The organism is Dyadobacter crusticola DSM 16708 (genome assembly GCF_000701505.1).
GTDB classification, from domain to species: Bacteria; Bacteroidota; Bacteroidia; order Cytophagales; family Spirosomataceae; genus Dyadobacter; species Dyadobacter crusticola.
In genome coordinates this window covers 170,327-194,795 of the sequence record NZ_JNJB01000006.1, presented here as the reverse complement: position 1 = coordinate 194,795, position 24,469 = coordinate 170,327, and the positions used below count along the sequence as shown (strand labels likewise).

The window sequence follows — 24,469 nt, the reverse complement described above, 5'->3', positions numbered from 1 at the left end:
ATAGAGGTTTTTAGTTCACCAAGATAAGTAATTCTACATTTTTGATTGTAGCAAATCAGATATTATCTCTGCGCTCATTCTCAACCTACTAAATCCGCAAAGTCGATTCCCTGATCACCAGCTCTGAGGGCAGTACAATGCTTTCGTGGGAAAAGTCTCCGGAACCGTTTACCTGGTTGAGAAAGAGCCTGGAAGCTTCCATTCCGATCTTGCGGCCCGGGCGGCTGACGGTGGTTAATGAGGGAAAAGTGTAAGCGGATATCGGTGAGTTGTCAAAGCCAACCAGTCCGACTTCCTGCGGTATTTTCAGGTCCTTATCTTTCACCACCCGCATTGCCCCGATCGCTACCTGATCATTTACCCCGAAAATTGCATCCGGCGGAGCAGCCATTTCAAGGAGTCGCTTGGTAGGAAGAATAGCGCTTTCGACTTTGAAGTTTGTATTGATAATCAGCTCGTCGAGTACCGGCATTTCGTATTTTTTCAGACAATCCACATAACCTTTCAGACGCTGCTCAGAAACAGTAAGTCCATTGGGGCCTTTCAAATGGGCGATCTTTTTATACCCGATATTGATCAAATGCTCTACCGCAGCGAATGCACCGTGGTAGTCGTCGACAGTCGCCCGGCTGGTTTCGAAATCTTCATATTCCCGGTCAATGAAAATCAGCGGCGTTTTGCGTTGGATGACGCTCTCCAAATGCTCGTAATAGCCCGAGTCGTAGGTTTCCTGGGATACCGATAGGAAAATACCCTCGGTACGATTGGACAGCAGCTTGGCGAGATACTCCTTTTCAAGCAGATAATTCTCATTGGTAACACAGATATTCAGCGTGTACCCAAGCGGCTGCAATACCGTGTGCAGGCCTTCTATGACCGCAGTTTCATAATAGTTGCTGATCGTCGGCACTACTACGCCGAGCGAGGCGGTCTTCTTATTTAACAGGCTGAGCGACACTTCATTTCGCTGGTAACCTACCTCCCTGGCATATTCCTGGATGTTTTTCCGGGTGTCTTCATTGATCGCAGGATGGTCGTTCAATGCCCTTGAAACGGTCGACGGCGAGCACCGGAAGCGACGAGCAATATCTTTAATGGTAACGGGCCGAGAGGAATTCATTTGTCGAATTAGAGCGATTGATTCTTTAAAATTTTTTCAAACGTTTGCATTCAGTATTAACATATTTACATTTTGTACTTAATTTATACAACACTATCATTGTGCAAATCTATCCGATTACCACAATGAGTGACCTACTGATTAAGCCTGAAAACGCTAAAACCTACCATTCGCTGACAGCGGAGCAGGCCGGGTGGAGCTATTTGAACTTTGAGGCGAAAATACTGGATGTAAACGAAGAAATTACCGGCAATACCGGAGAATATGAATATTGCTTTGTGCTTTTAGGTGGAAATTTCAAGGTAGAAGCAGCAGGGCAAACCTGGGAGACAGGCAATGGAAGGAAAGATGTTTTCAGCGGCATTGGGCACGCCATGTACCTGTCCCGCAATACTGCTTTTGTACTTACAGCACAGGCACCCAATACAGATATTGCGATCTGTAAAGTCCTATCCGACGAAGACCACCCGCCAAGAATGAAGCGTCCGGAAGAAGCCGCGATCGAGTACCGGGGAGGCGATAATGCGAACAGGCAAATCAACAGTCTGCTCGAACCCGGCTTCGATTGTCACAAGATTGTATGCGTCGAAGTATATACGCCATCGGGCAATTGGAGCTCGTTTCCTGCGCATAAGCACGATGAAAGGAAGGTAGCCGCTGACGGCACTTTGCTCGAAGCCAACCTCGAAGAAATTTATTTTTACAAAATCGACAAGCCGCAGGGTTACGCCATTCAGCAGGTTTACACGGAAGACCGCTCGCTCGACGAGATTATTCGCGTAAAGCACAATGAGGTGGTACTTGTCCCAAAAGGATACCATCCCGTAGTAGCCGGGCACGGTTACAACGTCTACTACCTCAACTTCCTGGCCGGCAGCGACCAGTCACTCGCCAACACCTCCGACCCCGACCACGACTGGATTTACGGAACCTGGAAAGGACAGGACCCAAGATTACCGATTGTGACTGCGGAGATGAATGGATGAGGTTTGGGCCTTCGGCTTTCAGCTGTCAGCTTTTTGCGGCTGGCTTTGGGCTTTTAGCCTTGAATGTAATTCTCCGGTTCCATCCCGTACAATAAGTGACAATTAATGACAATACTGGACAACAAGTGCCAAGCATTGACTATAAAACAGCTTTCCAATCCTAACCTAACACTGCCGACGGCCGACTGCCGAAAGCCGACTGCCAATGAAAACCTACGACCTCCTGACGCTCGGGCGCTCTTCCATTGATTTATATTCGGCCAATGTGGGCAGCCCATTTGAGAAGATCGAAGCATTTAATGCATTTGTTGGTGGCTGTCCGTTGAATATCGCTACGGGGGGTCAGCGGCTTGGCCTTAAAACGGCGATCCTGACTGGAATTGGTGACGATCAGGTGGGCAATTTTATTAAACACTTCCTGACGGAAGAAGGTATCTCCACGGAATGGGTTCCGGTGATCGAAGGTACGCGCAGTTCTGCAGTGGTTTTGGGTATAGAACCGCCTGACCGTTTTCCGCTCGTATACTACCGTGAGAACTGTGCAGACATTAATCTGAATATTGATCACGTTGCGGCTATTCCTTTCGAACAGTTCAAAGCAGCTGCTTTTTCGGGAACTGCATTCAGCAAGGACCCAAGCCGGACCGCGATGTTTTATGCCTTGGAGCTTGCTAAGAAAAACAATGTGATCAGGCTGCTCGATATCGATTTCCGTGCAGATCAATGGTTTGATCCCCGCGCATTCGGTGTAACACTCCGTGCTGCACTTGGAAGCTTCAATATTGTTGTAGGCACAGAAGAAGAGATCCTCGCCACATTCCTGACAGACAAAGAACAGCTGCTAATCAAACACCAGCAGATCTCCGCGCCTGAAATCAGGGGTAATATTGAAAATGGAATTAATGAAATCCTGGCCTCGGGAGTAGAAACGCTCGTTGTCAAACGCGGCAAAGACGGCGCATCTATATTTCAACCAGGCAAGGAAGAAGTAAAAGTCCCCGGATTCCCGGTAGACGTTCTGAATGTACTCGGGGCGGGTGACGCATTTTGTGCAGGCTTTTCTTACGGCTTACTAAATGGCTGGAATTTGTACAAAAGTGTAAGAATGGGCAACGCCTGCGGCGCCATCATCGTCACCCGCGAAGGCTGCGCCAACTTCATGCCAACTTTCAAAGAAGTGGTGGAGTTCACGGATTCTTATGGGGGATTGTAGGAGGGAGGACGGAGGAAGGGCAGGAAGGAGGAAAGGGAGGAAGGAAGAAGATAGAAAAGAAAAAAAGTCCCAGCGGGACATAACATAGGTAGTCCCAGAGGGACATAACATCGATATCATGGAAAGATTACGAAATTATATCAACGGACAGTGGGTCGATAGCCACTCGGGTCACTTTGAAAATGTGCTGAACCCTGCCACTCAGGAAGTGCTGGCTCAGGTACCTTTTGGTAACCACCAGGATGTGGCGGATGCAGCCGCAGCAGCGCAGGCGGGCTTTCAGGAATGGAGAAGTACGCCGGTTTCCAAGCGGGTACAATATCTTTTCAAACTCAAAACACTGCTGGAAGATAACCTCGACGACATTGCGAGGACGATCACACTGGAGTCCGGCAAAACCTTCGTGGAAGCAAAAGCGGAAATGGTGCGCGCGATCGAAAACGTAGAAAACGCGTGCGGAACCCCTACCCTGATCCAGGGGGAATTTTCAGAGGATATTGCCAAAGGAATCGACGAATACATGATCCGGCAGCCTTTGGGCGTTTGCGCGTGCATTGCGCCATTCAACTTCCCGGGAATGATCACATTCTGGTTCCTGCCCTACGCACTGGCTTGCGGCAACAGCTATATCATCAAACCTTCCGAAAAAGTGCCGCTTACGATGACAAAAATCGTGGGTTTGATGGAGCAGCTTGATTTACCGAAAGGCGTACTGAACCTTGTACAGGGAGCACGCGAAACGGTGGACGCTATCCTGGAACATCCAGTTATCAAAGGCATCAGCTTCGTGGGCTCGTCGAATGTAGCCCGTTATGTATATTCCAAAGGTGCAGCAAACGGGAAACGCGTGCAGGCACAGGGCGGTGCCAAAAATCCGGTGATCGTTTTACCGGACGCAGACATTGAAATGACCTCGCAAATCGTAATCGACAGCGTTTACGGCTGTGCGGGACAACGTTGTCTGGCAGCTTCTACCATTATCACGGTAGGCGAGCACAAAGACATTACAGAAAGTCTGGTAGAATCTGCAAGGAACCGGAAGACAGGTTTTGGCCTCGATAGCGACGTGTTAATGGGCCCCGTGATTACCGGTGAAAGCAAGAACCGTGTGCAGCAACTCATTGAAAAAGGAGTACATGAAGGCGGACGTTTACTGGTAGACGGCCGGAATGCAAAAGTGAATGGATACGAGCAGGGTAACTTCATTAACCCGACTATTATTGAAGATATTCCGCTTGACGGGGAGCTTGCTTCAACGGAAATTTTCGGCCCTGTTCTCAGTCTGATACATATTAATACAATCGACGAGGCGATCCGCTTTATTAACTCCGGAAAATACGGAAATATGGCTTGCATCTTCACCAGCAGCGGTTCCAGTGCGCGCAAATTCCGTCACGAGGCCGAGGCTGGCAATATCGGGATCAACATCGGTGTAGCTGCCCCGGTAGCACAATTCCCATTTTCGGGCTGGAAAGAAAGCTTCTATGGCGACCTGCACGGTCAGGGAAAACACGCTGTCGAATTCTTCACCCAAACAAAAGTGGTAATCGAGCGCTGGCTGAAAGAATGGACCAGAAAATTTTAGGGCGGCTTTCGGCCGTCGGCTGTCGGCTGCCGGCTGTTCGCTGAAAAATTTATAACAATCAAGTATATAGAATAAAGTGCTGAGAGCCGATGGCCGACAGCCGAAAGCCAAATTAAATGACAAAGAAACTTAAAACTGGTGTGATCGGACTGGGCCGGATTGGCCAGATCCACCTTAGCAACCTGATGCACCATATGCCGGACGCAGAAGTGATCATCGCTTCGGACGTATCTCAGGCTGCGCACGAATTTGCAAAAAACCTGGGGGTAAAAGAGGTAACAACCGACGCTTACGACGTGATCAATCATCCCGATGTCGAAGCTGTAATTGTTTGCTCCCCTACTCCGTTCCACGTTCCTTACACAGTGGCGGCAGCACAGCAGAAGAAGCATATTTTTTGTGAAAAACCGCTTGACGTTACATTAGAGGCGATTCAATCGGCAGAAAGAGCTGTAATTGAAAACGGGGTAAAGCTTATGCTGGGCTTTAACCGTCGCTTTGATGCCAACTTCAACAATGTGAGAACACTTGTCGAGGCCAACAAGATAGGTGACCCGCACATACTTCGCATTACCAGTCGCGACCCGGCGCCCCCACCTGTCGAATATCTGAAAATTTCAGGCGGGATCTTCCTGGACATGTCGATCCACGACTTCGATATGGCGCGGTACATCGTGGGAAGTGAGGTGAAAGAGGTGTTTGTAAAAGGCGATGCATTGATCCACCCCGAGATTAAGGAGTTTGGTGATATTGATACGGCGGTAATCGTTTTGACATTCGAAAACGGTGCGATCGGCGTAATTGACAATAGTCGCAAGGCTGTTTACGGGTACGACCAGCGCCTGGAAATTTTTGGTTCGAAGGGAATGGCGAAGGCTGAAAACAACACAACGGATACATTGATCCACTTCGATAGCAATGGCGGCCACAGCTCATTGCCCCTGCATTTCTTCCTCGAAAGGTATGAAACTGCTTATCGCGTTTGCCTCAAATCTTTCATAGATTGCGTGCTGAATGACAAACCATCCCCTGTTGACGCGCACGACGGATTGATGGCGACTGCCATCGGCATTGCCGCGATGCGGTCACTTACAGAAGGCAGAATTGTGAAAATGAGTGAGGTTTTGCAGCTGGCAGAGGCGTGAGTAGTTTGACATTTTTTGTCATTTATGGTCAGGTGTGGTCATTTATTGTTTAAACTCATTTTTGTTTTTCGTAAATCAACAAAAGCTTACGAAACAACAAATAACAATGAATAACGACCAATGACCAATAGTTTACCCTAACCCCTAAAACCCGAATGTCCACTACCGGATTGCAATCGCTGGATTATGTTGTCTTCTTTATTTATCTGATAGGCGTATCTGCTTATGGATACTGGATTTACAAGAAGAAAACAGCAAAAGAAGTCAGTTCAACAGATTATTTCCTAGCCGAAGGTTCGCTGACGTTCTGGGCGATTGGCGCTTCGATTATTGCTTCCAATATTTCTGCCGAACATTTCATCGGGATGTCCGGCTCCGGATTTGCAATCGGGCTGGCAATATCTTCCTACGAATGGATGGCGGCGGCTTCGCTGATTGTAGTGGCGGTGTTTATTCTGCCGGTGTATCTCAAAAACAAGATCTACACCATGCCGCAGTTTCTGCGCGAAAGGTATAATCCTACGGTGGCGACAATTATGGCGGTTTTCTGGCTGTTGTTATATGTTTTTGTAAACCTGACTTCGATCCTGTACCTCGGGGCACTTGCCCTGGAAGTTACTGCGGGGCTGGATTTCAACTATGCAATCATCGGGCTCGGCATTTTTGCGGTAATCATTACAATCGGGGGCATGAAAGTGATTGGGTATACCGACGTGGTTCAGGTAATCGTGCTCGTTTTGGGCGGACTGGCTACTACTTATCTTGCGTTGGACCTTGTTTCCACGCATTTCAACAAGCCCGGCATTTTCAATGCACTCGCATTGCTCAGGGACCAGGCCGATTCCCATTTCCACATGATCTTGCCGAAAGAAAATCCTTTTTACAAAGACTTACCAGGCTTAACAGTGATCATAGGTGCAATGTGGATCAATAACCTCGCTTATTTTGGATGCAATCAATACATCATTCAACGTAGCCTGGGAGCCGATTTGCCGACTGCGCGCAAGGGTATTCTGTTCGCAGCTTTACTTAAACTATTGATCCCGATTATCGTCGTGATTCCAGGAATTGCAGCCTTTGTTTTGTACCAAAACGGAATGTTCCAGCGGGAAATGCTCGACGGAGCAGGTGCAGTAAAGCCCGATCACGCCTATCCCGTGCTGCTCAACTTATTGCCAGCTGGCTTGAAAGGAATGGCCTTTGCTGCATTGACAGCAGCGATAGTAGCGTCCCTGGCGGGAAAAGCGAACAGTATTTCAACCATATTTACACTCGACATTTACAAACAATACATTGCACCAAATGCCTCCGAGAAGCAGCTGGTCCGCATTGGTCGCTATACCATTTATGTAGCTATGGCGATCGGCGTATTGATCGCGCCGCAGCTGCGTGTGCTTGACCAGGCTTACCAGTTTATCCAGGAATACAGCAGCTTTATCACACCAGGCGTATTCGCGATTTTTATTTTAGGAATGTTCTGGAAGAGAACAACTTCCGCAGCCGCGCTGACAGCCGCATTGCTCACAATCCCGCTATCAACCGCCGGAAAATTCCTGGCGCCAGAAGTACCTTTTCTTGACAGAATGGGCTACATCTTCCTGATACTCTGCGCGGTCATCGTTGCAATCACCCTGGCAGACCCAAAAAGCCGCAACAATCCGAAGGGCTTGAAAATAGAAAAATCAATGTTCATGCCCGGCCAAAGCTTCGTGATCGGTTCGATATTGATATGCGGAGTGATAGCGGCGTTGTATACGGTGTTTTGGTAGACTTCGGCAGTCGGCAGTCGGCTATCCGCTATTATATGTTGGCTGGGCCAATATTTTAGATGGTTACAAGAATGAAGTATGAGTCGTAGTAACCAAATAATTACGAGATCAAAAAAGCCGACGGCCGAAAGCCGATAGCCGACAACCAAAAAATTACCAGATCAAAAAAGCCGACGGCCGAAAGCCGAAAGCCGAAAGCCAAGTATGCTCCTAACCACCAAACAACTCTTCGCTCAATGCTACTCCCGCTATGCGATTCCGGCGGTGAATGTGTTTTTTATGGAGGAAATCCATGGTCTGTTTGCGGCGGCGCAGGAAGCTCAGGCGCCGTTTATTGTTCAAACGACGCCTTTTGCAAGAGACTACGCGCACCCCGAAATGCTACTCTCGATGATTGGCGCCGCCGCACGGATCTACCCGGATGTAACTTATGCCATTCACATGGACCACGGTTACGAAGCACACATTTTTGATGCGATTGAGAAAGGCGGCTATACCTCGGTGATGATCGACGCTTCACATGATAGTTTTGCAGAGAATGTAGCCAGAACCAAGGTCGTGGTAGAAAAGGCGCATGCAAAGAATATCAGTGTGGAAGCGGAACTGGGCGTTTTGGCGGGTGTGGAAGACGATCTGACTGTTGATGCTGCCCATTCTTTTTACACCAACCCTCAGGAAGTGGTCGACTTTGTAAGTGCGACAGACTGTGATAGTCTGGCGATTGCAGTGGGTACCAGTCACGGTGCTTATAAATTCTCTGGAGGCCAGGGTTTACAGTTTCACATTCTAGAAGAAATCCAGAAAAGACTTCCGGGTTTTCCGCTCGTGCTGCACGGCGGCTCGAATGTGATTCCCGAAGTAATCGGCCGCATCAATGCAGCTGGCGGCAAGCTAAAAACCGATGCAAAGGGAGTTCAGGAAGAAGAAATAAAAAGGGCGATCCCGCTGGGTATCTGCAAGATCAACATTGCGACTGATACGCGGCTGCTCTGGACAATGGTGAACCGTGAATTTTTCCGGGACCGCCCCGAGGAATTTGCGCCGACCACACCAGGAAAGCTGTTCATGGAAGAATACAAGCAGTTTATGCTGAAAAAATTTGCGCTTTTCGGCTGTACAAACAAGGCCGGAGAATTTAAAAACATCAACTCCTGAACCAGATCAGAAAATTTCTAGGATTATGACGAGAAGACTTACAGTAGCTCAGGCTACGATTACATTCCTGAAAAATCAATACATCGAGCGCGACGGCGTGGAAGTTCCTTATTTCGGGGGCTGTTTTGGCATTTTCGGCCACGGCAATGTGGCTGGTCTGGGTCAGGCTTTACAGGAAAATCCCGATTTCAGATACTACCAGTGCCGGAATGAACAATCGATGGTACATACCGCAGTGGCTTATGCCAAAGTAAAAAACAGGCTGGGCGCGTTTGTCTGCACTACTTCCATTGGTCCGGGTGCGACCAACATGCTTACCGGCGCGGCGCTGGCGACAATTAACCGGCTGCCTGTGCTGCTGTTGCCCGGGGATATCTTTGCGAGCAGGGAGCCAAACCCGGTTTTACAGCAACTTGAAAGTGCGTCGACACAGGATATTTCAGTCAATGATTGTTTCAAACCCGTTTCTAAATACTGGGACCGGATCAATCGCCCCGAGCAGCTGATTTATTCTTTACCTGAGGTAATGCGCGTGCTGACCTCGCAAGCAGAAATGGGCGCTGTCACATTATCGATGCCGCAAGACGTGCAAACGCATGCTTACGATTTCCCGGAATCGCTTTTTCAGAAAAAAGTCTGGCATGTAGGCCGGCCAAGACCGGATGTTCCGACTGTGCAAAAAGCGGCGGAATGGATTAAAGCAAGCAAGAATCCGGTGATTGTGGCGGGCGGCGGTACGATTTACAGTGGCGCCAGCGAAACTTTACATCATTTTGCCACCAAAACGGGCATCCCTGTTGGAGAGACATTCGCCGGTAAAGGTGCAGTGCGTTACGATGCGCCGTACAGCATTGGCGGCCTGGGCGCGACTGGGACCAAGTACGCGATCGAAATCGCAAATGAAGCTGACCTTGTCATTGGCATTGGGACGCGTTACAGTGATTTTACCACGGCTTCCAAATCTATTTTCAAGAATCCGGAGGTTAAGTTTATCAATATCAACATCAGTGAATTTGACGCATTCAAGCACGCTGCATTGCCTGTAACCGGTGACGCGAAGGTCATTTTGGAAGAAATTTCGCAGCTGATCGGCGACTATCAGGTGCCGGCCGAATACCGCCAGCGTGTTGTTGATATGAACAAAGCCTGGGACGACGAAGTAACGCAAATCTACCTGGAAGGAAACAGTACCGCGCCCCCGATCGACCAGGCCGTTGTGATCGGGACGCTCAACAGCTTTATGGACGATCGCGACGTGATGATCAATGCGTCAGGCAGTGCACCTGGTGACCTGCACAAATTGTGGCGAGCCACGGATCCCAAGAATTTCCATCTTGAATATGGTTACTCTTGCATGGGTTACGAGATAGCCGCCGGCCTGGGTGCAAAAATGGCCGATCCAACGCGGGAAGTGTACGTGATCTGCGGCGATGGAGGGTATTTGATGAACAACAATGAGATTGTCACGGCGATACAGGAAGCTGTGAGATTTACGATCCTGCTTTTGAATAACAATGGGTTTGCCAGCATCGGCGGACTTTCAGAAAGCATTGGAAGCGAGCGCTTTGGAACAATGTATAAGTACAGAGAGGAAAACTCAGGCCAGCTATCAGGAGGCTTCCTGCCCGTTGATCTTGCCAAAAATGCAGAAAGTCTGGGAGCCAACGTGATCAAAGCGACGGACAAGGATTCTTTGGAGGCTGCATTGGCCGCGTCGAAGACAAGCGACCGGGTGACTGTAATTTACATTGAAACGAGTTTGTACCGGACAGTCAAAGGCTACCACGCCTGGTGGGAAGTGCCGATAGCAGAAGTCTCAACTTCCGAAAAGGTGCAGCAGGCATTTGAAACTTACCAGGAAAACAAGAAGACACAGAGGGTGTTTTTGTGAAAGGGAGAGAAGGGAGGAAAGGGAGGAAAGGGAGGAGGGACGAAGGGAGGATCTATATATTAACTAACATTAAAACATAGGATTGGATTGAAGACTGGAAAGGGAAAAATTACATCCTCCCCTTCCTCCTTCCTCCCTTTCCTCCACATAAAAAAATGAACTTCGAGAACATCAAACTGGGCGTTGCGCCGATTAACTGGACTAACGACGATATGCCGGAGCTCGGCGGTGAGAATACTTTTGAGCAATGCGTAAGCGAAATGGCACTCGCCGGATTTACGGGTTGTGAAGTAGGTAATAAGTTTCCGCGCGACATCAATGTGCTGAGAAAAGCGCTGGAACTCCGCGGCTTGCAGATCTGCAATCAATGGAACAGCTACGAACTTACAACCAAATCATTTGCCGAAAACAGGAAGAACTTTACGGAATTGCTCGACTTCCTGGAAGTAATGGGCGCGAAAGTGATCGGCGGTGGCGAGACCGGCAATAGTTGTCAGGGAAGAATGGATGTACCTGTTCTGGAAGGAAAAGGAATGCTGAAAACCAAAGATGAATGGGACAGCTTTACGTTCGGCCTGAACGAACTTGGAAAAATCGCGCGCGACCGCGGTATGAAGCTTGCATTTCACCACCACATGGGGACGTGCATTCAAACCATGGAAGAAACCGACCGGCTCCTCAATGAAACGGATCCGGAAAATGTGTACCTGAATTATGACTGCGGTCACTTCCATTTTGCGGGTGAAAACCCGGTGGATGCGCTGGCTAAGTACATTGGAAGAACTGCACATATCCACCTGAAAGATGTTCGCCCGAATGTGTTACAGCGGGTGCATGATGAAAGGCTGAGCTTTTTAACGGCTGTAAAAAACGGCGTCTTCACTGTTCCGGGAGATCCCGAGGGCTGCATTGACTTCCCTTCCCTTTTCGCGATCATCAAAGAAAGCGATTACCAGGGGTGGATCGTTCTCGAAGCTGAGCAGGACCCAGCCAAAGCAAATCCACTTGAATACGCTATCATCGCCAGAAATTTTTTCAGGAGCTTAACTGGGATTTAGTCTGCCCGAAATGTAAAAACGCCGGGTGGAAGCGTCGGCTTTTTAAGAAATGCCCGCAACGAGTTGGTTAATTTAGAAAGCTCTTCGTAGGAGTTAATCTTAGCAGAGAGCACCATTTCTGTGATATTTGCTCTTTTAAAGTTTTGGTACTTCATGTTTTTATCAAATGTTAGAAGTGCATCGAAATGGTGCGCTTCTAACAATGACAAAAGTTCTCCATCTTTTTTCCCATTCCAGCCAAGATCACGAATTGTAAAAACATCATGATCAGGAAAGTCTGTCTTCAATCTTTTTGGCAAGTTTTCGTCAAGCAACAGCTTCATATAGCTGTTCAATGTTTTTAGAGGACAATAATTTACTTGCGGTTTCGAGCAGCGCAACAGCCTGCGCCCTCGAAACCGTCGGAAAATCAGCCAAAAAAACATTCAGGGACACACCTGCTTCAAGGTGATCAAATAAAGACACTATCGGTACGCGCGTTCCGCTGAAAACGGGCTCTCCGCCAAGTATCTCCTGGTCTATCGTTATGATTTCACTGATTACCATACCTCTTTTGACGTTTACAATTCCGATAAGTAACGTTAAAAATAAAAAAAATTGACAACTCTCTTTCAGGCACTCACCAACTCCCCAGTTTCTCAATCCTGAATCGGCACATTTCGCAGGAAGCATACGTAATAAGTCATCAGATTCGTTAATGTAACTCAAATCTGATCGTGCTTATGGACCAGTAGTTTACTTAAATATAAACCTACTAATATGCTGAATGTTAAAAGATTGAATTTGCTTTATGTACTCTTTCCGGTACTGGTAGCGGCGGGGTGCAAGGAGAAGGAAGTTGCGCCGGATATCGAAACTGCTGTTGATTCTACTGCAAGTACAGATCATGTTGCTGTAAACAACTGGCTGTACGAGATTATGAACGATGCGTACTTTTGGTACAAGGAAATGCCTACCAAATCAAGTCTGGACGCCAATGCGGATCCTTACCAATACTTCGAAAAGCTGGTATACCAACGCGCTACGGTAGACCGCTTTTCAGGTGTAACCAATGATATTGCCTCGTTGCAGAATGAGTTTAATGGAATCAGCAAAATTTTCGGGATCAGCTACTCGCTTTCCTACATTGATAACGGAAACTCAAATATAGGTGTGTTCCTGAATTATGTGGTAAAAGGCAGTCCCGCTGATCAGGCAGGTCTGAAACGCGGCGATATTCTTCTTAAAGTCAATGGTACCCAGCTTACTGCCAACAACTACGCAAACCTGCTAAATGCCACTGAAACCATCACGCTTACATTGGGCCAGTTCCAGGGTACCTCCATTACAGCTACCAACAATACGGTTTCCATTACAAAAGCAGAGGTAACCGAGGATCCTGTCGCATTCTCAACGGTGATATCTAAACCGGCTTACGGTAAAACAATCGGCTACCTCGTCTACACGCAATTTGTGCCAGGAACCGCAGCCGATGAAAACAAATACGACAACGAGCTGCGCCAGATATTTGCAGATTTCAAGAGCAAAGGCGTGAACGAACTGGTACTGGACCTGCGGCTTAATTCGGGCGGATATATCAGCTCGGCAAAAACACTCGCTTCTTTGATCGGGAAAAACATATCCACCTCAAAGGTGTTTTACAAAGAGGTTTGGAATGATAAATACAATGCTTACTGGCAGCGCACGAACGGGACAGATGCACTCAACTACAAGTTTCAGAACGAAGCCAATAACATTGGAAACAACCTTAACCGTGTTTTCGTACTTACTTCAAACGGAACTGCCTCAGCGAGTGAGCTGGTGATCAACGGACTTGAACCTTACATGGACGTGGTTACAATCGGTGAAAATACAGCAGGCAAAAACCTCTTCGGTTCGCTCATCAACGACGATAAGAAAAGATGGAACTGGGGTGCGTATGTCATGCTCGGCCAGACTGTCAATGCAAATGATAAATCCGATTATGGAACTGTAAACGGGATGACGCCGGATTATCTGACCGAAGATTCCAGAGTGCCTTATCTTGCGTTCGGAGACGAAAATGAAACGCTGTTCCGAAAGGCGCTGGACGTAATGGGAATTCCTGCCAGCACGAACCTGCGCGTCGGTGCAACCAAAACCGTCAACTCCTTCCGTAAATCACTCCGTGATGATTTGCAGGGGCCACGCAACCTGATGATCCGCTCGGAAAAACCTGCATTGCTGAACCTGTAATGCGACTAATAATTGATTTTGTAAAGGGGAAGTCTGGCAATCAGGCTTCCCCTTTATTTTGGTTAAAACAAAATGGCCGCCTTTCCACCGATTTGCCTGCTTTTGAAGTAATTTTGTTACCGTTTTGCTCACGTTCATCGTTTCTGGTTGTGGCTGTTCTATGAGATTCAAATTTCTACCCGTTCTTCTCTTTTGCCTTTACTTCATACAAACTGCGGCAGGACAGTCTGTAAAACATACTTATCGTTTTTATAAAGATTTGTTAGTCGCGCAGCCTGAATGCGGACCGGCTCTTACGCAAGTGCCCGCTTTGGGTTCTTGTGCCGCCGGTACCACAGGCGGAACTTACCCCGAAGATCGGCTTCCTTGCGGCGTACAAAGAACAGTTTACCACAACACGCTGAACTGGGGGCTGTCTTACCCGAATGATGAGGGAGCAATCACCGACAATTACTCCATTCAGATGTACATCAAGGTGACGGACTGGGGTACCACCTGGGCGCGGATCATTGATTTTTCAAACGGCACATTGGATGAGGGTATCTATTTCAAAAGTACGCCCGGCTCCGAAGATCGTTGCATTGATTTTTATCCGTCGGGAATTGCGGGCGCTTGTCCGTTTTTCAATAAATCGACTTACTACCTGCTCACATTCACGCGCAATGGACAAACGGGGATTATGGATGTGTATGTGAACAATACCCTTTTTACTTCTTACAACGACGCGCAAAAGAGGTATGTCGGCAAAGCGGGCTCGCCCATTTACATATTCCGTGACGACAGGCTGAAGTCCTGTGAATCGGGTTCGGCTAACTTCGCTTACCTGTCTTTCAGCAACAAATACTTCTCGCAGACAGATGTAGACAGTGCATACCGCGACATTTGCTTTGTGGCCAATGTAAACACCTACGCAGACTTCTCCATCTCACCCAATCCAAGCTGCGGCTTTCCCAAAAACATCGTGATAACCTACACCGGCATCATTCCTGCGCCGGGAACAGGTTACACCTTTAATTGGGAATGGGGCGACGCAAAGGTGATTTCCGGCTCCGGAATGGGACCTTATGTGGTAAGCTGGGATAGCGGCGGCTCCAAGGATGTTGCACTGACTGTCATTAACAATGCATGCGGGAACTCACTCTATAACCGGAAACAGGCTGTGATCAGTACGCTGGATCTTGAAACAACCTCCATATCGGGAACTTGTGAAACGGGAAGCGGCGGCACGATTACATTGAATGGAAGCAAGGGTGTCGAACCTTACCAATACTCCCTCGATTCTGTTAACTACCAAACGGATCCGGTGTTTGTAGTACCGACCGGAAGTTACCGCGTTTACGTGAAAGATCAGAATGAATGTACAGTTGCCAAAACCGTAGCTGTGGATTTCAAAAGTGATATCAACCTGAGCGTCAATGCAGATACCGTTGTTTGCGCAGGCGGGTCGGTAGCTTTGGCGGCAACGGGAAATGGCGAGAGTTTCTCTTGGTCGCCTGTTGCGGGGCTGGACAATGCGACTTCTAAAACACCGACAGCAAATCCTGAAAGCAGCACCCAGTATGTGGTAACTGCCACGAAAGGTTTTTGCACAGTTTCGGATACGGTCCGGGTTGAAGTACTGCCGGCTATTCAGGTGAGCGTCACTCCTGACGCGACGATCGAGTACAATGTCCCTTTTCAGCTCAGTGCCTCATCGCCGCAGGTCCTCAATCTGAACGGCGCTACATTCGCCTGGTCGCCGCCCAACGGGCTCAACAATCCGGCGAGCCAGAGTCCAGTAACTATCTTGCAGGAAGATCAGACTTATACAGTAGAGATCACTTCTGAGCGCGGCTGTAAGGGTAGCGGGCAGGTCAATTTGGCTATCAAACGATCAGAAAGCATTGTTATCCCCGACGCATTCACGCCGAATGGAGATGGTAAGAACGAAGTACTGCTGCCTATTCTGAACGATATTGCGTCTATTCAGTATTTCCGTATTTACAACCGCTGGGGAGAAGTGGTATTTGCGACAGACCAGCTGAATTCCGGATGGGACGGCCGCTTCAAAGGCGCAAATCCGGTTAGCGGAACTTACGTCTGGGAAATAGTGGGTACCTCAGGTAAAGGCAAGGTTATTCAGAAAAAGGGAGCAGTAATGCTGCTCTATTAACAAAAAACGCCCTTCTGAATGAAGAGCGTTCGAGATTTTTTTCGAAGATACTAGCTGATCCAGCTGAACTCGTAACTCAGGTCAGGGACCCGCGTCCGGTCGGCGATTCTTCTCAACCTGGTGGGCAGCGCCATCAGGTAGTCGCGCGCTTTTTCCGCTTTTTCGTTGATTCCTTTTACCGCTCCGATTTCCCATTCAGCGAGCAGGCTGTCGAGTATTTCAATGTAGTCTTGTGTTGTGTAAACGCCGAGCCGCTGGGCTGCATCCGAGAAGTGCGAGAATGTTTCGCCCATCTTCATGCCCGTCTCCCGCATAAAATGCGCCGGCATGACGATCTTCTTTCTCATCATATCTTCCAGCGCAAGTACCAGCTCAGAAGGATCAACTTCCAGGATGCGGGTAACAAACGCTTTGTAGGCTTTCGCGTGACGGGCTTCGTCAGACGCGATCACGCCGCAAATTTTCGACAAATGTGGGTTGCCGAATTTCTTGGCCAGAGTTGCCGTACGTCTGTGAGATACATTGGTAGCAAGCTCCTGAAATGACGTGTAGATGAAGTTCCGGTAAGGATCTCTGTCGGTGCCGATATCGAAACCGTCGGCGATCAGGTATTGGGTAGATACCTCCATTGCGCGCATGTTCACGCGGCCGGAGAGGTATAAATATTTGTTTAAAAGGTCGCCGTGGCGGTTTTCTTCTGCTGTCCAGGCTCTTACCCATTTTACCCAGCCCGATTCAGGCTCGTCTACCTGATTTACACCGATCACATCCACCAACCAGGATTCGTAAGTCGGCAATGCTTCTTCCGTAATGGTATCCCCTATCAGAACTGCAATGTAATCGTATGGCAGATCGCGGCAGCTTTCTTGCAAAAGTTTCACCTCGCCGGCAAAATTTTCTCTCCTGGAATCGGGAAGAAAGTCAGAAGGTTGCCAGTTTTCGTCAATTGGCTTAAGATATTCGGCTATCAGTGCATCCAGGTCCTTTCCTATGTGCTTCATGACTTCAAGCCTCTCTGCTGAAAGTGCGATGTCCATTGTCAAATTCGTTTTAACGCTCAATTATATTTTACAAATAACGTCAATAATCTGTAAGTTTTACATGACAGGAGTCATTTCGAATTCCAGAATTTAGGATAAAACAAAACAGTTTTAGGTTACTTTTGCAGAAAAAATACGAATGAAAAAAATCCTGGATTATCTGTTAAGTGTCGTATATCTGATTCATTTTGGTGTTACTCTCCTGCTTTTCCATGTTATCCAGGTAATTGCATTTAACATATTCGGGCCAAAAGCACATCGTACTTCCGTCGAGTGGCTCAATTTCAGTCTGGGCTTCGGTTTATACCTCACCGGTGCCCGACTTACGTTGCAAACACGCACCACCCTCCCCGAGAATCGTCCCATTATATTCGTCGCCAATCACCAGAGCAGCTTTGATATTGCCGCCATTTACTGGTACCTGCGAAAATACAGACCAAGGTTCGTATCCAAAATAGAACTTGCAAATGGCGTTCCAAGCATTTCATACAACCTGCGAAAAAGCGGCGCCGCATTGATCGACCGTAAAGACGGCAAGCAGTCTATCACCGAGATTGCGCGTTTGGGCAGGCTGATCCAGGAAGAAAAATCATCCGCCATCATTTTCCCCGAAGGCACCCGCACTGCCAGCGGGATCATGCGCCCGTTTGTTTCGGGCGGCGTAGCTACTTTGCTGAAACGTGCCCCGGATGCATTGATCGTCCCCGTAGCAATCGATGGAACAGGCGCTTTTAATCCCAAGGGAATTTTCCCGCTAAAATCTTTCGCGCAACTTAGCTGGACAGTCTTACCGGGCATTGAACCGGCCGGAAGAAAAGTGGAAGAAGTTCTCGCCGAAGCACAGGAGGAGATCAGAAAGACAATCCGCATTGCTGAGTAATTTAGCACACTGCATGACAATGTGTTACCAGCCTATCCCAACAATCCCCGCAACCATTTTTACCCTCACTTTCTTGCCTTAACAATTGTTAACAATGCCCATTTAAACCTCTATATCCTGCGGCCCTCTAACCAACGAACTTAAAAATTTATTGGTCATGAAAAAGATACTTTTTGCCGCCGCAGTACTTGTTCTTGGTTTCTCTTCCGCTAACGCACAGTATGGTCCCCACTATGATACTCGCGGCGACTACCACAACAGTCAACGCAATGGACGGGGCTCCGACATCAATCACTTGCAAAGAGAAGTTCGCCAGCAGATCGCAATGGGCGTGGAACGCGGCACCCTTTCTTCCCGTGAAGCCAATGCGCTGATGGTCCAATACGAAAGGATCGAAGCGCGTGAACAGAGATTCAGCCACCGGGGCAGATTGTCTCCACGGGAAGCGCGGATTATTCGCGAAGACCTGCAAAGATTAATGGCGGATACCAGAAGAATGAGCAGCCGCAGAGGCGATCACTGGGCGCGCGAACGCAGACAGAGATACTAATTTTTATGGCAGTTGAAGGTTTAGGGTAATGTAGAAAGCGCCGGGTCTTTGATCCGGCGCTTTTTTATGCTTCATCTCTGAAATACCTCACAAGCTTGACGTGCGAATTGTCAAAACCTTCGCGCTGGTAGAAGCGATGGGCTTGTTCCCGGATATTGCGGGACGTGACTTCCATTTGGATAGCGCCCTGTTTTTTAGCAAAATTCACCACGCGCTCTATCAATGCTTTGCCGATCTGTAAAGACCGGTACTCAGGCTCTACATACATTTCCTGGATCTCGGATACCAGCGCTGCGTGGTGCAAAAGCGGCTGGATATGGCAGCTCACGATCCCAACCGGATTATTATCAAGAAATGCCAGAAAGTAGCGAATGTTATTGCTTTTCAGGTTTCTGTCAAAAACAAAATCAAAGCCCTGCCGATCAAGTATTGTGTTTTCCAGTCCGCATATCATCTTATAAACTGCATTACGGTCTTCGTCTGTGGCGGTTCGGATCAGGAGTTGACTTGAATTGATCATCGACTGTTTCATCAGGAGTGTTGAGTAATTTGAAACAGCAAAAATAGAACTATTTCTCAGGCCAGAGCACAATTCGACTACCCTTCTCGTCCCAAACGTTCTTCTGAAATTCCCTGATCTCGGCCTCAGTGTAGATACCCATATCAACCCGAGTGCCGTCACAATGGAAATTATAGCAACCCATACATGACATATACGACAAGGTATAATTGATAACCGGCTCACCGCGAAGCTGAACCAGGCTGATCGTCATCACGTTCGCTTCCTTATTCTGTTTCGCCTTTTCGACAAGGTCCCGGAGCCACGGCAGATTATGAATCGGATCGCGTACCCCGCAGGCTTCAACATTTTTGGCAACTTTTTTTTCTTTACAGGAAAGCGCAAGTAGCAGGAGCAGCAAAAGAGGTAATGTTTTTTTCATAGTAGTTAACGGAATAGTATTACATCACAGACACTCCGTCAAGCAGGAAAGTTGTAATAAATACAAAGGATTGCTGGTACGATTGTTTTTAACGCTCTGTGCATGATGTTGATTTTTGACTTAAAACTTTAAAATATGGCCCCCGGATCAACTACACACAGGAAAAGCAAGAAAAGGAGAGCATTAAAAATCTTTATCGGCATTGTAGCGCTGCTGGTTGTGATCAGACTTATATTACCGTATGTTGTTCTTCATTATGCCAACAAAAGTCTGGCTAATATCAATGGTTACTACGGGCATATCGACGACATAGATCTGGCAATAATCCGCGGTGCATACCGGATCGACAGCATTTATCTTAACAAATCGGATACAATAACAGGTAAACAAACCCCATTCTTCGCAGCCAATGCAATTGATCTTGCTGTGGAATGGAAGGCCCTTTTCAAGGGCGAGATCGTGGGACAGGTTTTCCTGCAACAGCCCTACCTGGTGTTTACAAAAGACAAAGTTGAACCACAGGAAATTGTAAAAGACTCAGCTGATTTCCGGAAGGTACTCAATAGGTTTATGCCGCTCAACATCAACGTCGCGGAGATTAACGGCGGGAAAATTCAGTACAACGACTTTACCACGAAGCCCAATGTTGGTTTGGAAATGACCAACCTGCATTTGATTGCGCGCAACCTTCGGAACAGCTACGATTCAAGCTCTGTCCTGCCCGCCTCGGTGAACATGACAGCAAACCTGTACGACGGCACTTTACGCGCTGATGCAAAGCTCAATCCCCTTGCCGACTCTCCTACATTCGACGTCAGTGCGGAGCTTAAAAACACGAACCTTGTCAAAATGAATGACTTCTTCCAGGCTTATGCCAAGATCGATGTGAATGACGGGATTTTTGGGCTATACACTGAGGTAGCGGCGAAGGACGAAGCGTTTACGGGTTATGTCAAACCTGTTATTCAAAACCTGGATGTGCTTGGAAAGGAAGACCGGAAGGATAACCTGTTCCGCCAGATGTGGGAAGCAGTTGCCGGTGGAGTTGGTGAGCTTTTTGAAAACCAGCGAAAAGATCAGGTAGCTACCAAGATTCCTTTCCGCGGCCGGATGGATGATCCTAAAACGAATATTTGGCTGGCAATAGCGACTGTCCTGCAAAACGCATTCATTACTGCATTGCAGCCTTCGATAGATAATGAGATTTCGATCGGTTCGGTTAAAGTGCCGAAGGAAGATAAAAAGACCTTTTTACAAAAGGTTTTCGGGAAGGATGAAGATAAGAAGGAGAAAAAGGAAGAACGGAAAAAGGAGGAAAAGAAGAAAAAGAACTAAGCTTTTCCGAGCTATTCAAGCTATTATAGAAACAGCGCCTGCATTCATGGATGCGGGCGCTGTTTGTTTTACAGGTATTTTTTATCAAAACCTTACTTGCTGCTGCCTTCCAGCACTTTTCCGATTAACATCTGACTTTCGTGGTTTTCGTGCGATCCGTTGTGGCCGAGCTTTTCGTTAAGGTCTTTCAAGGCTTTCTTAGAATCTTCCGTACCGATCGCAGCGACGCGCTGAATGGTATAAGGAAGGATCTTAGGCAGCTTCGACTTCTCAGCCATTTGGAGCGCACGCTTCATATCAATGGCTGCGAGCGGCTCGGCTGCATACCATACCATCAATGGGAGGTTGTGGTCGTCTTTATCTTCGGCTCTTTGGGATAATGCATCCACTACCTCCCAGCGCTGTGCCGGCTCGATCCTCGTCATTGCTGATGCGAGATACAGACGCACCACCGCTGACTGGTCATTCTTTGCCATTTCAGCAAACTTGGCAAGTGCTTCCGGCGATACCATTTTATCCTCCATCATCAGCTGCACTGCCCAGCTTCGCACGTACTCACTCCCGCTGGAGAGCAGTTCCATCAGATCTTTTTCTTCCAATCCTTTGGTAACGTGTAAAGTCCAGAGTGCCCGCAGCTTTCTTGTTTCATCCGGATTTTTAGCGAGGATATCTTTGAGCGCCTTGTGTACTTTCTTGTTTGCGCCGCGTTCCTGCAAAATCGTCCGCGCCTGCCGCACATACCATTCGTTTTCATTCAGCTGATGATTCACGAGATCCATATCGGAAGCTTTTGTCAGATCAACTTTCACCCATTTGTCATTTTCATTGGTGATCTTGAAAATACGTCCCATTGTCTTGTCGTGCACATCGGGATTCGGGCTGTGGCATTGGTTCTTGTCGTACCAGTCAATCGCCCACACAGACCCGCTTGCATCGTACTTGAAATTGAGCCACTGCGACCATGAATCGTTCATCGCCATGAAATCGGGACGGTGCTGAGCTACATAGCCGGAGCCTTTCTTCTCGAAGTGGTCAATATTCAATCTGGCGCCATTGATGTTGTTCATAAAAATCTGGTTCCGGTATTCCTTCGGCCAGGAATGTCCAAGATAGATCATCGCACCGGCGTGTGCATGCCCGCCGCCAGCCGCTGCCGAGCGGAAGTTACCTGCGTGCGGCCCGCGCTCGCCCAGCCAATGCACGTGGTCACCTATCGTTTTGATGTCGTCGTAAGTGTATGGATTGAAATGCTGGCCTGCCTGCCGCTGGTAGCGCGCGCCTTGTATCACGTGGTACATGTGCGGGATCACGCATACGGTGATGAAAGGGTGCCCGTAGTCGTTGAAGTCAATGCCCCACGGGTTACTCGACCCTTCTGCAAAAACCTCGAACGTGCGCGCAGTCGGGTGAAAGCGCCAGACACCTGCATTGATCTTCGTCCGTTGCGCATCCGTTGCGCCTGGCTTTCCTACATTCGAATGCGTGAAAACGCCGTGGGTACCATACAGCCAGCCGTCAGGTCCCCACCGCAGGTTGTTCAGCACTTCGTGGGTATCGTCCAGTCCCCAGCCGTCGAGCAGCGTTTGGGCAGGGCCGGCCGGTTTGTCGGTTTTCGGGTCAATGGGAATAAAGATTAGATAAGGTGCAGAAGCCAGCCACACACCGCCCATTCCCACTTCTATTCCACTGATCAGGTTCAGGTTTTCTGCAAAAACCTTCTTGCTGTCCAGGGTACCATCTCCATTTGTATCTTCCAAAATCAGGATCCTGTCCCTTCCCTGCCCTTCCGGCGCACGCACCGGGTAAGTATGCCCTTCCGCAACCCAGAGCCTGCCTTTTGCATCAATTGTAAAACTGATCGGCTTTACTACATCGGGCTCAGCCGCAGCCAGGGTAACCTTAAAGCCTTTGGGCGGCGTCATCGCCGCTGCTGCCTTCTCTCCTGAAAGACCGGCATTCAGTACAGGATCAAGGGGCGGCAAGATAATAATATCCGCCGGTTTCAGTTCATTGGCAAACGCCGGGCGGCTGGGATAAAACAGGAATTCGTCGAAATTGATGTGCGCCCATTTATCATTTGGTATATAGGGTATCTGCGAGATGCCCGTTTCGTTATCGATAATACGAATGAAAATTTCCCTGTCGAGGTATTTTTGAAGATCAACCACCGCAGGCTGCAAAGTAGCTCTCCCCTGTCCGGTGATATGGTAAATAATGCTGTCACTCCCCGCAAGCACCAGCTCCACTCTCGTATCCTGCAAAGCACCGCCGGATACCTTGAATGCCGCAAACGGCTGGGTAACATTAAAAGGTGCAGAAGTGAGCGTACCGGTCAGTTTCGCATTGGTAGTGCCGCCGCTGCTCAGAAAGTATTTTCCATCAAAACCGATATGCAGCTCTTTTTCGTGTACCGGAGAAGGATCAGTATGGAAGATCGGGTTGGCGAAAGCTTCTCCCTGTGCAGTCCAGTCGCTGAGATTTCCAGTTTCGAAGTTCAGGTTCAGCGGTTTTCCATTCCGGGCAGGCAGCTGCCCGGCCACAGTTTGCTGATTAATTTCGCCTTCCACTACCTCAAAGCTCCCGACCATTCCAGCCGCACGGTGCCCCGGAACCGAGCAGAAGTAAGTATCGCTCTCTTTTGCCTCGAACTGAATGGCGGTACTTGACCCTTTTTCGAGGATAACCTTACTTTTTATGCCCAGCTTTTCCAGCGCGATATCGTGGGTCATCAACTCTCCGTTCGTAATCCTGATCCTGACGCGCTCGCCCTTTTTCGCTTTCAGAGTTGGATTTCGGGCACCATCAGGCGCAAAAAAACCCAGCATAGTAGCTTCCAACGCATAATCCCGGTCGTATTTTCCGGTATCTGCTTTTGCCGCCCCTGCCTTTGCAGGTGTTGCTTTGCCTTTCTGACCGAGCGCGTCGTCGGTGGGAACCAGGGTATATATCAGCAAAGAAGCCAGAATTAAGCCAAACCTTTTCATATAATGGTATTTAGAATTTCTTTCATTTTGAGAAAAGAAAAGAAACCCTGTTTACTATTTTACTTATAGGCTTTCTGCTGCAACCGGCCGCTCTTGAATCACTCTTTCAACTTCCATTCTACGATCTTCCGAACAAGGTCGAGTGGCATTTCCTTGTTTAGAGGAAAATGAACGGAACCTTTGGAGCCTTTATAACCTGCCAGCTCCTCCTTCAAACCTTCGACCATTTCACCGGAAACCGGATACAATGCGATGTGCTTTTTCCAGCCGGCATAATAAATCAGATAGCGCCCATTCAGTTTGAATGTTGGTATCTGATAAGAAATCACTTCTTCCGCACCAGGCACGACTTCCCGGATTGTTTGCCTGATCTGTTCCAGCTTCGTTGCCGTTTCTTCCGGCAACGAAGCCAGGTACGCGTCGACTGTCTCTATTGGATTTTTTGCCATCG

At 48.3% G+C, this 24,469-nt stretch carries 21 protein-coding genes; 13 read left to right on the top strand and 8 right to left on the bottom strand.

Annotated features, from left to right (window positions below; genetic code table 11):
- Positions 1-88: 88 nt before the first annotated feature.
- On the bottom strand, positions 89-1,120 hold the full coding sequence (locus Q369_RS0109285) for a LacI family DNA-binding transcriptional regulator (protein WP_031527529.1): 1,032 nt from the start codon (positions 1,118-1,120) through the stop codon (positions 89-91).
- Between the two features lie 125 nt (positions 1,121-1,245).
- Here Q369_RS0109285 and iolB point away from each other — a divergent pair, with 125 nt between their 5' ends.
- From iolB to iolE, 8 genes are all read left to right on the top strand, one after another.
- Complete coding sequence (iolB, locus tag Q369_RS0109280; RefSeq protein WP_031527528.1) at positions 1,246-2,106, top strand: 5-deoxy-glucuronate isomerase; 861 nt, start codon at positions 1,246-1,248, stop codon at positions 2,104-2,106.
- Between the two features lie 205 nt (positions 2,107-2,311).
- On the top strand, positions 2,312-3,319 hold the full coding sequence (gene iolC, locus Q369_RS0109275; protein ID WP_031527527.1) for a 5-dehydro-2-deoxygluconokinase: 1,008 nt from the start codon (positions 2,312-2,314) through the stop codon (positions 3,317-3,319).
- Between the two features lie 118 nt (positions 3,320-3,437).
- Positions 3,438-4,904, top strand: a complete 1,467-nt coding sequence (locus Q369_RS0109270) for a CoA-acylating methylmalonate-semialdehyde dehydrogenase (RefSeq protein ID WP_031527526.1) — start codon at positions 3,438-3,440, stop codon at positions 4,902-4,904.
- Positions 4,905-5,020: 116 nt separating this feature from the next.
- Positions 5,021-6,049, top strand: a complete 1,029-nt coding sequence (gene iolG / locus Q369_RS0109265; protein ID WP_031527525.1) for an inositol 2-dehydrogenase — start codon at positions 5,021-5,023, stop codon at positions 6,047-6,049.
- Between the two features lie 155 nt (positions 6,050-6,204).
- Positions 6,205-7,818 carry a sodium/sugar symporter gene (locus tag Q369_RS0109260; protein WP_031527524.1) on the top strand — a complete coding sequence of 538 codons (1,614 nt, stop codon included), beginning with the start codon at positions 6,205-6,207 and terminating at the stop codon, positions 7,816-7,818.
- Positions 7,819-8,022: 204 nt separating this feature from the next.
- Positions 8,023-8,973 carry a class II fructose-bisphosphate aldolase gene (locus tag Q369_RS0109255; protein WP_031527523.1) on the top strand — a complete coding sequence of 317 codons (951 nt, stop codon included), beginning with the start codon at positions 8,023-8,025 and terminating at the stop codon, positions 8,971-8,973.
- 25 nt (positions 8,974-8,998) lie between these two features.
- On the top strand, positions 8,999-10,864 hold the full coding sequence (gene iolD / locus Q369_RS0109250; RefSeq protein ID WP_031527522.1) for a 3D-(3,5/4)-trihydroxycyclohexane-1,2-dione acylhydrolase (decyclizing): 1,866 nt from the start codon (positions 8,999-9,001) through the stop codon (positions 10,862-10,864).
- 155 nt (positions 10,865-11,019) lie between these two features.
- Positions 11,020-11,922, top strand: coding sequence for a myo-inosose-2 dehydratase (gene iolE / locus Q369_RS0109245; RefSeq protein ID WP_031527521.1), 903 nt, complete (start codon positions 11,020-11,022; stop codon positions 11,920-11,922).
- Here iolE and Q369_RS0109240 read toward each other — a convergent pair.
- Together Q369_RS0109240 and Q369_RS27600 are read right to left on the bottom strand one after the other, a co-directional pair.
- On the bottom strand, positions 11,919-12,245 hold the full coding sequence (locus Q369_RS0109240) for a DUF5615 family PIN-like protein (RefSeq protein WP_031527520.1): 327 nt from the start codon (positions 12,243-12,245) through the stop codon (positions 11,919-11,921). The genes iolE and Q369_RS0109240 overlap by 4 nt on opposite strands.
- Entirely contained in the window at positions 12,229-12,468 is a 240-nt protein-coding gene (locus Q369_RS27600) for a DUF433 domain-containing protein (RefSeq protein ID WP_031527519.1), read from the bottom strand. The genes Q369_RS0109240 and Q369_RS27600 overlap by 17 nt, the downstream gene beginning before the upstream one ends.
- 213 nt (positions 12,469-12,681) lie before the next feature.
- Between Q369_RS27600 and Q369_RS0109230 the strand changes: the two genes are divergently transcribed.
- Together Q369_RS0109230 and Q369_RS0109225 are read left to right on the top strand one after the other, a co-directional pair.
- Complete coding sequence (locus Q369_RS0109230; RefSeq protein WP_051663988.1) at positions 12,682-14,136, top strand: S41 family peptidase; 1,455 nt, start codon at positions 12,682-12,684, stop codon at positions 14,134-14,136.
- A 160-nt stretch (positions 14,137-14,296) separates the two neighbouring features.
- Complete coding sequence (locus tag Q369_RS0109225; RefSeq protein WP_031527517.1) at positions 14,297-16,288, top strand: T9SS C-terminal target domain-containing protein; 1,992 nt, start codon at positions 14,297-14,299, stop codon at positions 16,286-16,288.
- 50 nt (positions 16,289-16,338) lie between these two features.
- Here Q369_RS0109225 and Q369_RS0109220 read toward each other — a convergent pair whose 3' ends face one another.
- Positions 16,339-17,325: an acyl-ACP desaturase gene (locus Q369_RS0109220; protein ID WP_035333190.1), complete on the bottom strand. Its 987-nt coding sequence runs from the start codon at positions 17,323-17,325 to the stop codon at positions 16,339-16,341.
- A gap of 142 nt (positions 17,326-17,467) precedes the next feature.
- On the opposite strand from Q369_RS0109220, the gene Q369_RS0109215 reads away from it, so the two are divergent.
- Both Q369_RS0109215 and Q369_RS0109210 read left to right on the top strand, forming a co-directional pair.
- The gene (locus tag Q369_RS0109215) at positions 17,468-18,208 is read left to right on the top strand and encodes a lysophospholipid acyltransferase family protein (protein WP_031527515.1); all 741 of its coding nucleotides are present in this window, start codon (positions 17,468-17,470) and stop codon (positions 18,206-18,208) included.
- Positions 18,209-18,365: 157 nt separating this feature from the next.
- Positions 18,366-18,758 carry a hypothetical protein gene (locus Q369_RS0109210; RefSeq protein WP_031527514.1) on the top strand — a complete coding sequence of 131 codons (393 nt, stop codon included), beginning with the start codon at positions 18,366-18,368 and terminating at the stop codon, positions 18,756-18,758.
- Between the two features lie 64 nt (positions 18,759-18,822).
- Here Q369_RS0109210 and Q369_RS0109205 read toward each other — a convergent pair whose 3' ends face one another.
- Positions 18,823-19,290 (bottom strand): GNAT family N-acetyltransferase, encoded by a 468-nt coding sequence (locus Q369_RS0109205; protein WP_229206782.1) that lies wholly within the window; start codon positions 19,288-19,290, stop codon positions 18,823-18,825.
- 37 nt (positions 19,291-19,327) lie between these two features.
- Positions 19,328-19,699, bottom strand: coding sequence for a hypothetical protein (locus tag Q369_RS0109200; RefSeq protein WP_031527512.1), 372 nt, complete (start codon positions 19,697-19,699; stop codon positions 19,328-19,330).
- Positions 19,700-19,834: 135 nt separating this feature from the next.
- Here Q369_RS0109200 and Q369_RS0109195 point away from each other — a divergent pair, with 135 nt between their 5' ends.
- Positions 19,835-21,034: a DUF748 domain-containing protein gene (locus Q369_RS0109195; protein ID WP_031527511.1), complete on the top strand. Its 1,200-nt coding sequence runs from the start codon at positions 19,835-19,837 to the stop codon at positions 21,032-21,034.
- Positions 21,035-21,126: 92 nt separating this feature from the next.
- On the opposite strand, the gene Q369_RS0109190 is transcribed toward Q369_RS0109195, so the two are convergent.
- Together Q369_RS0109190 and Q369_RS0109185 are read right to left on the bottom strand one after the other, a co-directional pair.
- The gene (locus tag Q369_RS0109190; protein ID WP_031527510.1) at positions 21,127-24,018 is read right to left on the bottom strand and encodes a PVC-type heme-binding CxxCH protein; all 2,892 of its coding nucleotides are present in this window, start codon (positions 24,016-24,018) and stop codon (positions 21,127-21,129) included.
- A gap of 98 nt (positions 24,019-24,116) precedes the next feature.
- Complete coding sequence (locus Q369_RS0109185) at positions 24,117-24,467, bottom strand: iron chaperone (protein ID WP_031527509.1); 351 nt, start codon at positions 24,465-24,467, stop codon at positions 24,117-24,119.
- Positions 24,468-24,469 lie beyond the last annotated feature (2 nt).